Origin of the sequence: Streptomyces sp. NRRL B-24572, from assembly GCF_002156145.1 — a bacterium.
GTDB classification, from domain to species: Bacteria; Actinomycetota; Actinomycetes; order Streptomycetales; family Streptomycetaceae; genus Streptomyces; species Streptomyces vietnamensis.
In genome coordinates this window covers 1-11,684 of sequence record NZ_MWIG01000598.1, presented here as the reverse complement: position 1 = coordinate 11,684, position 11,684 = coordinate 1, and the positions used below count along the sequence as shown (strand labels likewise).

The 11,684-nt window shown below is 76.3% G+C and carries 8 protein-coding genes; 2 read left to right on the top strand and 6 right to left on the bottom strand.

The genetic code is table 11. The annotated features are described in order from the left end of the window. Nucleotides 1-105: 105 nt before the first annotated feature. The 3 genes from CCN56_RS31225 to CCN56_RS43550 form a co-directional block, all read right to left on the bottom strand. On the bottom strand, nucleotides 106-1,650 hold the full coding sequence (locus CCN56_RS31225) for an alpha/beta hydrolase (RefSeq protein WP_086831279.1): 1,545 nt from the start codon (nucleotides 1,648-1,650) through the stop codon (nucleotides 106-108). An 89-nt stretch (nucleotides 1,651-1,739) separates the two neighbouring features. Further along, a complete protein-coding gene (locus tag CCN56_RS31220) occupies nucleotides 1,740-2,942 on the bottom strand; it encodes a DNA polymerase III subunit delta' (RefSeq protein WP_086831278.1) in 1,203 nt (400 codons plus the stop codon). Nucleotides 2,943-2,998: 56 nt separating this feature from the next. After that, complete coding sequence (locus CCN56_RS43550; protein WP_179200048.1) at nucleotides 2,999-3,172, bottom strand: hypothetical protein; 174 nt, start codon at nucleotides 3,170-3,172, stop codon at nucleotides 2,999-3,001. Nucleotides 3,173-3,333: 161 nt separating this feature from the next. Between CCN56_RS43550 and CCN56_RS31215 the strand changes: the two genes are divergently transcribed. Continuing rightward, nucleotides 3,334-4,518: a sensor histidine kinase gene (locus CCN56_RS31215; RefSeq protein ID WP_086831277.1), complete on the top strand. Its 1,185-nt coding sequence runs from the start codon at nucleotides 3,334-3,336 to the stop codon at nucleotides 4,516-4,518. Next, nucleotides 4,506-5,150, top strand: coding sequence for a response regulator transcription factor (locus CCN56_RS31210; RefSeq protein ID WP_086831276.1), 645 nt, complete (start codon nucleotides 4,506-4,508; stop codon nucleotides 5,148-5,150). Before CCN56_RS31215 ends, CCN56_RS31210 begins: the two co-directional genes overlap by 13 nt. Nucleotides 5,151-5,187: 37 nt before the next feature. On the opposite strand, the gene CCN56_RS31205 is transcribed toward CCN56_RS31210, so the two are convergent. From CCN56_RS31205 to tmk, 3 genes are all read right to left on the bottom strand, one after another. Next, nucleotides 5,188-7,680 carry an ABC transporter permease gene (locus tag CCN56_RS31205; RefSeq protein WP_256962268.1) on the bottom strand — a complete coding sequence of 831 codons (2,493 nt, stop codon included), beginning with the start codon at nucleotides 7,678-7,680 and terminating at the stop codon, nucleotides 5,188-5,190. Beyond that, complete coding sequence (locus tag CCN56_RS31200; RefSeq protein ID WP_086831275.1) at nucleotides 7,677-8,453, bottom strand: ABC transporter ATP-binding protein; 777 nt, start codon at nucleotides 8,451-8,453, stop codon at nucleotides 7,677-7,679. Before CCN56_RS31200 ends, CCN56_RS31205 begins: the two co-directional genes overlap by 4 nt. A gap of 85 nt (nucleotides 8,454-8,538) precedes the next feature. Then, nucleotides 8,539-11,684: dTMP kinase (gene tmk, locus CCN56_RS31195; RefSeq protein WP_086831274.1), on the bottom strand; the 3,146-nt coding region annotated here is incomplete at its 5' end.

Here is an 11,684-nt window from a genome sequence, read left to right as displayed (position 1 = left end):
CCAACTGAGCTAAGGCGGCACCGCTGTGCGTTCCCATGGTGGGTGCAGCAGCGTCGCCAAGTCTACACAGTTTCCGGAGGTGCTCCGACCACCCCCGGATCAGGCCTATGAGCAGCGCTTTCCGTCCGCCGGAGGAGTGCCTTCGAGGAGGTAGGTGTTGATCGCGGTGTCGATGCAGTCGCTGCCCCGGCCGTACGCGGTGTGGCCGTCGCCCTCGTAGGTCAGCAGGGTGCCGGAGGAGAGCTGCTCGGCGAGGGACCGGGCCCAGCGGTACGGGGTGGCCGGGTCGCGGGTGGTGCCGACGACGAGGATCGGGGCGGCGCCCTCGGCGGTGATGCGGTGCGGACGGCCGGTGGGCGGGGTGGGCCAGTAGGTGCAGTTGAGGGCGGCCCAGGCGAGGCCCGCACCGAAGACCGGGGAGGCCTTCTCGAAGGACGGGACGGCCTTCTCGACGTCGGCGGGGCCGGTGTAGGCGGGCGGCAGGTCCAGGCAGTTCACGGCGGCGTTGGCGGACATCAGGTTGGCGTACGTGCCGTCCGTCTCGCGCTCGTAGTAGCTGTCGGCCAGGGCGAGGAGCCCCGAGCCCTCGCCGCTCATCGCCTGGGCGAGGGCCTCGCGCAGCTGGGGCCAGGCGCCCTCGTCGTACATGGCGGCGATCACCCCGGTGGTCGCGAGGGACTCCCCCAGCTCGCGGCTCTCCCCCGTGGGCACGGGCTTGGCGTCCAGGTCGCGGAAGAACTTCTTCATCGCCTCCCCGGCCGCGGCGACCGTACCGGTGCCCAGGGGGCAGTCCGGCTTGCCGACGCAGTCGGCGGCGAAGGCCTTGAAGGCCGTCTCGAAGCCGGCGGTCTGGTCCCGGTTGAGGTCGAGCGCGGAGAGCGAGGGGTCCATCGCCCCGTCGAGGACGAGCCGGCCGACCCGGTCGGGGAACAGCTCGGCGTAGGTGGCGCCGAGGAAGGTGCCGTACGAGGCGCCCACGTAGGTGAGCTTCTCGTCGCCGAGCACCGCCCGCAGGATGTCCATGTCGCGGGCCGTCTCGACGGTGGAGACATGGGGCAGGACCTGCTGCGACTTCTTCTCGCAGCCGGCCGCGAAGTCCTTGAAGGCCGCGCTGAGCGCGTTGACCTCCGCCGTGTCGTCGGGGGTCTGGTCGACCTGCGTGTACGTGTCCATCTGCGGGCCCGTCAGGCACTCGACGGGCTCGCTGCGGGCCACGCCGCGCGGGTCGACGGCCACCATGTCGTAGCGGGCGCGGACGGGCGCCGGGTAGCCGATGCCCGCGTACCCCTGGAGGTAGCCGACGGCGGAGCCGCCGGGGCCGCCCGGGTTGACCAGGAGCGAGCCGAGCCGCTTGCCGGGGCCGGTGGCCCGGGCCCGGGAGACCGCGAGCTCGACCTCCTCGCCGTCCGGCTTCGCGTAGTCGAGCGGGGCGCGCAGGGTCGCGCACTGGAAACCCTCGACGCCGCAGTCGCGCCACTTCAGCTTCTGCGCGTAGAACTTCTTCAGCTTCGGCGCCTCGGACGAGGCGCCGGGCGCCGACGCGGTCGTCCGGGGCGCGGCGGCGCCGCTTCCGCCCGAGCAGCCGGAGAGGATCAGCCCGGCGGCCGCGAGGGCCGTGGCGGAGGTACGGAGCAAGCGCCTGGAATCCATCCCCGGAGCGTATCCGGACCGGCACGGATCGTGTCCAATCGCCCATCGGGCCCCGGACGCGACGCCGCGGGTCAAGCGGGTCAATGCGCCTAGCCCCTCAGCGCCATCGTCATCGCCTCCACCGCGAGCAGCGGCGCCACGTTCCGGTCGAGGGCCTTGCGGCAGGCGAGGACCGCCTCGATGCGGCGCAGGGTCCGCTCCGGGGTGGTGTCGCGGGCGATCCGCTCGAGGGCGTCCCGCACGTCCGTGTTCGCCAGGGCCGACCGGGAGCGGAGCTGGAGGGCCAGGACGTCGCGGTAGAAGCCGGTCAGGTCGGTGAGCGCGAGGTCCAGGCTGTCGCGCTGCGTCCGGGTCCTGCGCCGCTTCTGCCGCTCCTCCAGCTCCTTCATCGCCCCGGCCGTGCCGCGCGGCATCCGCCCGCCCTGCGCCGCGCCGAGGGCCGCCTTCAGCTCCTCGGTCTCCTTGACGTCGATCTCCTCCGCGACCTGCTTCGCGTCCTCCGCGGCCGCGTCGACCAGCTCCTGGGCCGCCTTGAGGCAGCCGCCGATGTCCTCGACCCGCAGCGGCAGCTTCAGGACGACCGACCGGCGCGCGCGGGCCCGCTCGTCGGTGGCGAGCCGCCGGGCCCGGTCGATGTGCCCCTGGGTGGCGCGGGCCGCGGCCTGCGCCACCTCGGGCTCGATGCCGTCGCGCCGCACGAGCACGTCGGCGACGGCCTCCACCGGCGGGGTGCGCAGCGTCAGGTGCCGGCAGCGGGAGCGGATCGTGGGCAGCACGTCCTCCAGGGAGGGCGCGCAGAGCAGCCAGACCGTGCGCGGCGCGGGCTCCTCGACGGCCTTCAGGAGCACGTTCCCCGCGCCCTCGGTGAGCCGGTCGGCGTCCTCCAGGACGATGACCTGCCAGCGGCCGCCCGCCGGGGACAGCTGGGCGCGCCGGACGAGGTCGCGGGTCTCCTTCACGCCGATGGACAGCAGGTCCGTACGGACGATCTCGACGTCCGCGTGCGTGCCGACGAGGGTCGTGTGGCAGCCGTCGCAGAAGCCGCAGCCGGGGGCCCCGCCGAGCGCCCGGTCGGGGCTGACGCACTGCAGCGCGGCGGCGAAGGCGCGCGCCGCGGTCGCCCGGCCGGACCCGGGAGGGCCGGTGAACAGCCAGGCGTGGGTCATCTTGGAGGCCTCGGGGGCCGGCTCGCCGGCGGCGTGGGCGGTCACGAGCGCGTCGGCGTCCCGCGCGGCGGCGGCGAGCTGCTCCTCGACCCGGGTCTGTCCGACCAGGTCGTCCCATACGGCCATGTCTGCCCCTCCTCAGGTACGCCCTCCATTGTGGGGCAGCGCTCTGACAACCCCGGTCAGCCCTGGTTACGGAGCCTGGTCAGCCACAGCCCGACCGCCGAGCCGAGCAGCACCGCCCCGGTGCAGACGCTCCCGGCGATCTGGAGCCCGCCGGACCAGCCGGCGAAGGTGCTGATGAAGACGTTGGCCAGGACGCTCGCGGCGAGCAGCAGCCAGAGAAGGGCGCGCATGGGATGCCTCCGTAAAGTCGTGGAGTGGGATCGGCCAGGTCGTTCCCGGCTCCCTTCGATCCTGGTCTCCGCCGCATCGGCGCACAGCCGTGCCCGCTCCCGAGGCGATGGTGTAGCCCCCTCCACCGCCTCCTCCCGGGGCCGCCGCCTACGCTGACCCCATGCGTGAGGCGATCAAGGAAGCGGCCCGGCCATGGCTCCACCTCACGACCGGGGCCGCGGTCTCCCTCCTCTGCTACCTGATGGTGGGCGTCGCCCTCTTCACCGCCTTCCTCACCCTCACGGTCATCGGCGCCGGCGTGCTCCCCGAGAGCGTGCTGCTGCTGCGCCGCCTCGCCGGCTGGGAGCGGCGCCGTACGGCCGCGTGGACCGGGACGCCCGTCCCCGAGGCGTACCTGCCGCTCGAAGGCCCCCTCCCCGCGCGCGTACGGACCGCGGTCACCGACCCGGGCACCCGGCAGGACCTGCTGTGGGCCGCCGCGCAGCTGCTGTACGGCCTGGTCCTCTGGTACCTCTCGCTGGTCCTCGCGGTGCCCGCGCTCCTGGTCGACGGCGTCTGGACCGGGCTCGCGGGACGCCCTCCGGTGGCCCTGCCGCTGATCGGCCGGCTCGCCGGACTGGCCGCCGACTGGTCGCGCGCGCTGCTCACACCGGCCCCCTCCGCGGCCCGGGACGCCGCCCTCGCCGCCCGCATCGAGCAGCTCACGGCCACCCGGGCGGGCGCGGTCGCCGCGCACGGCGCCGAGCTGCGCCGGATCGAGCGCGACCTCCACGACGGCGCGCAGGCCCGTCTTGTGGCGCTGTCCATGCGGATCGGTCTGGCGAGGCGTGCGTACGACTCCGATCCCGCGACCGCGCGGAAGCTCCTCGACGACGCCCAGACACAGGCCGAGGAGGCGCTGGCCGAGCTGCGGCACGTGGTCCGCGGCATCCACCCGCCGATCCTCACCGACCGCGGCCTGACCGGGGCCGTACGGGCCCTCGCCGCGAGCAGCGGTCTGGAGACGGCGGTCTCCGTGACCGGCCTCGGTGACCACGCGCAGGACGGGCCCCGCGCCCCGGCCGCCGTCGAGGCCGCCGCGTACTTCGTGGTCGCCGAGGCCCTCACCAACGCCGCCAAGCACAGCGGCGCCGACCGCGCCTCCGTCTCCCTGGCCCGTGAACCGGCCGCCCTACGCGTGCGCGTGCGGGACGAGGGCCGCGGCGGCGCCGAGGCCGGCGAGAGCGGCGGCTCCGGCCTGACGGGCATGCGGCGCCGGGTCGCCGCGCTCGACGGCACCGTACGACTGACCAGCCCCGAGGGGGGCCCGACCGTGATCGAAGTGGAGCTTCCGTGCGTGTGGTGATCGCCGAGGACAACGCCCTCCTGAGGGAGGGCCTGGTGCTGCTGCTGACCTCGTCGGGGCACGAGGTCGCCGGGGTCGCGGCCACCGGCCCCGAGATCCTGCCGCTGCTCCTCGAGCACCGGCCGGACGTGGCCGTCCTCGACGTGCGGCTGCCGCCCGGCTTCCGCGACGAGGGGCTGCGGGCGGCGCTCGCGGCCCGCGAGCAGCTCCCGGCCCTTCCGGTGCTCGTGCTCTCGCAGTACGTGGAGGAGACGTACGCGGCCGAGCTCCTGGGCGGCGGCGCGCGGGGCGTCGGCTATCTCCTGAAGGACCGGGTGGGCCGGGTGGACGAGTTCCTCGACGCCCTGGAACGGGTCGCCTCCGGCGGTACGGCCCTGGATCCGGAGGTCGTCACCGAGCTGATGGCCCGCCGCCGCGACGACCCGCTGGACTCCCTCACGCCCCGCGAGCGCGAGGCCCTCGCGCTGATGGCCCAGGGCCACGACAACGGCACGATCGCCCGCTCGATGGTGATCACCGAGCGGGCCGTGCACAAGCACATCGGGAACGTCTTCCTGAAGCTCGGCCTGCCGCCGACCGACAGCGGCGGCCACCGCCGGGTCCTCGCCGTCCTGGCCTATCTCAACGCCTAGGACGCGCCTGCCCCGATGCCCCTGGGACGCGCCCGCCTCAACGCCTGGAACCCCTCCGTGCGGCGACCGGCAGGAACACCCCCGCCACGACCGTGACGAGCACGACGCCCACGATCGTGACGGCCTGCGCGGGCGGCAGGTACGGCAGGCCGCCGGTGAGCGCCCAGGCGAACGCGGTCAGCGGCAGCGCGCCCACCACGAGCCCGACGAGGAGGCCCGTCGCCGTCAGGAACCCGGCCTCCAGGCCGAGCATCCGGCGCAACTGGCCCGCCGACGCCCCGACCTGGCGCAGGAGTTCCAGCTCGCCGCGCCGCCCGGCGCCGATCAGGGCGAGGGTGCTCAGGACGGAGAGGAGGGTGAGTCCGCCGATCGCGACGACGATCCCGCCGGAGACGAGCGAGTTCAGCTCCGCCCCGGGAGGGGTCACCGCCTCGGGGACGACGGGGGCGCCTCCGTGGTCGCCGGCCGCCAGTACGCGCGCGGGGTACGGATCGCTCATGTGCGGGGCCAGTTCGGCCTTCGGCAGCAGGAACTCGCCCAGGGCCAGGGACCGTTCGTACACCGCGACCACGCGCAGCCGCTTCTTCGTGCCGTCGCCGAGCCGCAGCTCCACCGTCGAACCGGGCTTCACTTCAAGGGACTCGGCCATGTCCGCGCCCACCGCGACCGTGCCGGCCCGGCCGAGTCCGGAAAGGTCGCCCGCGACGACGCCCGGGTCCAGCGTGCCGGCGAGCCCGTCGGCGTCCACGCCGAGGACCGGGAGCCGGTCGAGGCGCGGCGAACCGACCTCCGTGCGGGCCAGGACCACCGAGGAACGCAGCACGTCCGTGGCCGCCTCCACTCCCGGCAGCTTCCGCACCCGCTCCGCCGTCGTGCCGGAGAACGCGAGGTCGGCGGTGGTCGCGGCCCGCGCCTGTGCGGCCGCGGCCCGCTCCATCGTGGCGCCCGCCGAGAGCTGTACGAGCGCGAACGCGGTGACGAGGACGACGGGGACGAGCGCGGCCCCGAGCCGGCGCGAGTGCGCGGCGGCACCGGCGGCCGTGAGCCGCCCGGGCGCCCCGCCGAACCGCCGGAACGACCGGTCCAGGACCGCCATCGCGGCCCCCGCGATCCACGGCCCGAGCAGCGCGCACCCGGCGACCAGCGTCACCGTGGCCGCCCCGGCAGCGGCGGCGGCCGCGTCGCCGCCCTGGAACGTGGCCGTACCGGCCGAGCCCGCGCCGAGCACGAGCAGCACGATCCCGGCGACACGGCGAACACCGCCCCTCCCCGACCGTCCTGGCCGGCGGGCCGCGAAGAGGACCACGAACCGGGTGATGCCCACCACGAGGGCGGCGACGGCGAGCAGGGCGGCGAACAGCCAGGGCGGGGTGGGGAGTTCGAGGCCCTCCGGTACGACTCCGGTACGGGCCCGCAGCGCCGACCACAGCGCCAGGAACACCGGTCCGGACGCGAGGACGCCGAGCAGCGCCGCCGCACCCGCCACCCGGGTCACCTCCCGGCCCGCCGCGCCCCGCACCTGCCGGGGTGTCGCACCGACCGAGAGGAGCAGTTCCCGCTCGGCGGCGCGCTGCTGGAGGGCCTGCGCGACGAGCGAGGCGAGGATGAGGACGGCGACCAGGACGACGTTCGCGGCGACGGCGGCGAGGAGCTGGAGGAGCTCCGCGCGCGCGGGCGGCGCGCCGAGGTGCTCGGCGGCGCCCCGGCCGTCCCCGGTGAGGGCCCGCAGCGGCTGCCCCGCGGCGGTGTCCTTCAGCCCGGCCTCGTCCAGGGCGGCCCGTACGCGCGCGTGGAGGGTGTCCACGGGTACGCCGGGCTCGGCGAGGACTCCGACGGCGTCGACGGCACCGGGGTGCCCGGCGAGCCGCCGCGCCTCCCCCGCCGTGACGTACAGCACGGCCGGACCGTCGGCCACGCCGACGACCTCGCGGCCGGCGACAGTGTCCCCGACGGCGCCGAGGCCGGCGCCCACGACGGCCTCCCCGGCCCGCCGGGGCGCCCGCCCGTCGGTCAGCCGGTACGGGGCGAGCCGGGCCGCGTCCCAGGAACGCCCGGGGTACGCGCGCACGTGCGCACGCCCTTCTCGTACGGCGAACGTGTCGTCCGGTACCGCTTCCCGTCCGGCGAACCTGTCGTCCGGCACCGCTTCCCGTACGACGAACGCGTCGTCCCGCACCGCCTCCCGTACCCCGGGCACGGCCCGCAGGACGTCGACGGCCTCGTCGGGGACCCGTGCGCGCTCGGTCAGCCCCGCCGTCTCGGTCCCCGGCTCGCTCCCCCACGGCTCGACCGTCCAGCGGACCTCCTGGTCGCCCGCGACGACGACGGGCGCGGCGGCGTACCGCTCCACGCGCGCGTGGCCGAGCCCGACGGAACCGAGCGCGAGGGCGAGCGCGCCGAGCAGCGCGGAGGTGACGGCGACGGCCGCGAACACGGCGGCCCACGCCTTGCGGTGGACCCGCAGCGACCGGGCGGCGAGCAGCCGCACGGCGGGGTCGCCGGAGCGGCGTCCGCGCAGTTCCCCGCTCACCGCGCCACCGCCGGCTGCCGACCCGCCTCGCCGAGACCGCCGAGCGCCGCCCGTACGCGCGCCTCGTCCGGGCGGTCGAGGCGGCCGGCGATCCGGCCCCGGTCCAGGAACACGGCCTCGTCCGCCCAGGTCGCGGCGGTCGGGTCGTGGGTGACGAGGACGACCGTGCGCCCCCGCTCGTCGACCGCCCGCCGCAGCAGGGCGAGGACCCCGGCCGCCGTGACCGGGTCGAGGGCGGCGGTCGGCTCGTCGGCGAAGACGACCTCGGGCTCGTTGACGAGGGCGCGGGCGATCGCCACCCGCTGCCGCTGGCCGCCGGAGAGGCTCTCGGGCCGGTCCTCGGCCCGGTCGGCGAGCCCCACGGCGTCGAGTCCCGCCAGGGCGCGGGCGTCGAGTGCCCGGCCCTCGCGGGCCCCGGCGAGGAGCAGCGGCAGGGTGACGTTCTCGCGCACGTTCAGCGCGGAGACGAGGTTGAGCGACTGGAAGACGAAGCCGATCCGGTCCCGCCGGAGCCGCGTCAGACCGGTCGTCCTCAGGGTGGCGAGGTCGGTGCCCCCGATCCGCACCCGCCCGGCCGTCGGCCGTTCGAGCCCGGCCGCGCAGCGCAGCAGGGTGGACTTGCCGGAGCCCGACCGACCCATCACGGCCAGGAAACGCCCGCGCGGCACGACCAGGTCGACCCCGTCGAGCGCGGGCGCCCCGCCTCCGTACGCACGGCTCACCCCGTCCAGGGCGAGGGCGGCGCCGTTCTCCGTCACTGCTGTCGTCGTCATACGGCCACGCTAGAAAAGCGCAGGTCACAGCAGCATGGGGCAGGCTTCCGGAGTGGGGGTGCAGCTGGCTACACCCCCACCGGTCTCAGCGACGGCGGCGCGGTCCCCCGTCCTCGTCCTCGTGCGGGCCGAACAGCTCGTCCGCGAGGGTCGGCAGATCGTCGAGCGGGGTCTCCTCCGCCCAGTCGGAGCGGCGGCGCGGCCGGCCGTTCTCGTCGAGCTGCGGCAGCTCCCGGGTCCGGTCGTTCGCACCGTGCGGCTCGTCGCGCCCGGCCCGCTCGTCACGGAAGATGCCCGGCGGCACCCGGTCGGCGGGGTCGGACGCCCCGGCACCCCGCACCGGGGGCAGCACGGCCGTCTCGTCGGCGGCCCTGGGATCCCGTACGGGAGGCAGCACGGCGGTCTCGTCGGCGTCCCGCGGGTCCCGGATCTGCGGCAGGACGGCGGTCTCCGCCTCCGGCCTCTCGGCCCCGGGCCGCACGACCGGCGTCTCGACGGTGACCTCGTCCGGCGAGACGGTCGGCGCGTCCGGCTTCACGACCGGCGTCGGCACGGTGACCTCGTTCGCCGACACCTCGGCGGAACGAGCGGAACGGGCGGAACGAGCCGCACGCTCCGCCGCGGCCGTCCGCTCGGCGGCGGCCGCCTCCGCGGCCTCCCGCTCCCGCGCGGCCTTCTCCCGGGCCGCCTTCGCCGCCTCGGCCCGCTGCGCGGCGGCGAGCTCCGCCGCGGCGCGCTCGGCGGCCGCCCGCTCCGCCGCAGCCTTCGCGGCGGCCTCGGCGGCGAGCTTCTCCGCGGCGGCCTTCGCCGCTGCCTCCTCCGCGGCCTTCGCGGCCGCGGCGGCCTCGGCCATCCGGCGCGCCTCCTCGGCGCGCAGCAGGGCCTCCTCGGCCTTGCGCTGCTTCTCCAGGCGGCGCTCCTCGGCCTCGGCCCGCAGCCGGGCCTCCTCCTCGGCCTCCCTGCGGAGCCGCTCCTGCTCCTCCTGGCGGGCCTTCTCCTCGGCCGCGAGCCGCTTGCGCTCCTCCTCGGCCGCGATCCGGGCCTCCTCGGCCCTGCGACGCTCCTCCTCGGCCTTCCGCTCGGCCTCCAGGCGGCGCGCCTCCTCCTCCTCGCGCCGCTTGCGCTCCTCCTCCTCGGCGCGGAGCTTGGCGAGCTGCTCCTGGCGCTCGCGCTCCAGGCGCTCCTCCTCGGCCTTGCGGGCGGCCTCTTCCTCCGCCAGGCGCCGGGCCTCCTCCTCGGCCTTCCGGCGGGCCTCCTCCGCGGCCCTCACCTCGGCCTCGGAGAGCGGCAGCATCCGGTCGAGCCGGTGGCGCACGACGGTGGTGACGGCCTCCGGCTCCTGGCCCGCGTCGACGACGAGGTAGCGGCTGGGGTCGGCGGCCGCGAGGGCCAGGAAACCGGCCCGTACGCGCGCGTGGAACTCCGGCGGCTCGGACTCCAGCCGGTCGGGCGCCTCGGTGAACCGTTCCCTCGCGGTCTCCGGGGAGACGTCCAGGACCACGGTCAGGTTCGGCACGAGACCGTCGGTCGCCCAGCGCGAGATGCGGGCGATCTCCGTCGGGGACAGGTCGCGGCCCGCGCCCTGGTAGGCCACGGACGAGTCGATGTACCGGTCGGAGAGGACGATCGCGCCCCGCTCCAGGGCCGGTCGGACCAGGGAGTCGACGTGCTCGGCGCGGTCGGCCGCGTACAGCAGGGCCTCGGCGCGGTTCGAGAGCCCCGCCGACGACACGTCGAGGAGGATCGAGCGGAGCCGCTTGCCGATCGGCGTGGCGCCCGGCTCGCGGGTGACGACGACCTCGTGGCCCTTGGCGCGGATCCACTCGGCGAGCGCCTGGACCTGCGTGGACTTCCCGGCGCCGTCGCCGCCCTCCAGGGCGATGAAGAAACCGGTCGGCGAGGGTGCCTGGACCGGGTCGGAGCCGCGCAGCGCGTCGCGCAGGTCGCGGCGGAGCGGGACGCCCGCCCGGTCGTCGGTCTTCGCGAGGAGCAGCGCGGCCACCGGGAGCAGCAGGGCACCGACGAGGACGAGCGTGAAGGCGGCGCCGCCGTGCGCGAAGACGAAGTCCCCGGAGGCGAGCCGGTGCGGACCGATCGCGGCGGCGAGCAGCGGCGCGGCGAGCGCGCCCAGGCCCATGGCGACGCGCGCGGTGGCCTGGAGGTGCTCGGTGGTCCGGGCCCGGCGGGGCTCCTCGGTCTCCTGGTCGATCAGGTGGTGGCCGGTGTTCGCGGCGACCCCGGCGGCGTACCCGGCGAGGACGGCGAGGAACAGCACGGTCGCCGTGTCCGGGACCAGGCCCATCGCGATCAGGGCGACACCGGCGGCGGTGGTCGCGAGGGCGAGCAGCCGGCGCCGGGACAGCACCGGCAGGACGGAGCCCGCGGTGCGGATGCCGACGGCGGTGGCGCCGCTGAGCGCCAGGATCAGGAGGGCGTACGTGACGGGCCCGCCGCCCAGGTCGTACGCGTGGAGCACGGCGAGGGACGCGGCCGCGGCGATCGCCCCGGCGACGGTGGCGGAGGCGAGGACGAGCAGCGGCAGGGCGCCGGTGCGGCCCTTCTCGGCCGTGCGGCCCTTGCCCTCGTCGGAGCCGGTCCTCGGCCGGCGCAGGCCCTCCAGGGGCGAGCGGGGCCGCGGCGTCTCCCCGCCGGGCAGCGCCATCGCGTACAGGACGGTGACGGAGGCGGCGAACAGGCCGGCGGCGACGTACGAGCCGAGGGCCGCCTGGTGCTGCGAGAACCAGTCGATACCGGCGCCCAGCAGGTTCCCGACGAGAGTGGCGACGAGCAGCACGGCGGCCGCGGCGGGGACGGCGAGGAAGCCGGTCCGCAGGGACAGCCGGCGCAGCGCGCCGAGGTGGTCGGGCAGCGGCCGTACGGCGGCGCCCTCCAGCGGCGGGGCGGGCAGCAGCGCGGGCGCGGCCCCCTCGCGGCCGATGGTCCACAGTCGCTCGGCCGCGCCGGTGACGAAGACGGTGCCGAGCAGGTACCAGAGGGCACTGCCGGGGATCCAGTCGATCCACAGCGGGGCGATGACGAGCAACGCGATCCGCAGCCCGTCGGCACCGATCATGGTCCAACGCCGGTCGAGCGGTCCCGACGGCCCGGTGAGCGCGGTCAGCGGCCCGAGGAGCACGGCCCCGAAGAGGACCGAGGCGAGCAGCCGGGCACCGACGACGGTCGCCACGGCGAACGCGGCCCCCCGGTAGCCGCCCCCGAGGGCGCCCTCGG

Coding starts and splice junctions, on each gene's coding strand:
- CCN56_RS31225 (WP_086831279.1), bottom strand. CDS start 1,650: ATGGATTCCAGGCGCTTGCTCCGTACCTCCGCCACGGCCCTCGCGGCC.
- CCN56_RS31220 (WP_086831278.1), bottom strand. CDS start 2,942: ATGGCCGTATGGGACGACCTGGTCGGACAGACCCGGGTCGAGGAGCAG.
- CCN56_RS43550 (WP_179200048.1), bottom strand. CDS start 3,172: ATGCGCGCCCTTCTCTGGCTGCTGCTCGCCGCGAGCGTCCTGGCCAAC.
- CCN56_RS31215 (WP_086831277.1), top strand. CDS start 3,334: ATGCGTGAGGCGATCAAGGAAGCGGCCCGGCCATGGCTCCACCTCACG.
- CCN56_RS31200 (WP_086831275.1), bottom strand. CDS start 8,453: ATGACGACGACAGCAGTGACGGAGAACGGCGCCGCCCTCGCCCTGGAC.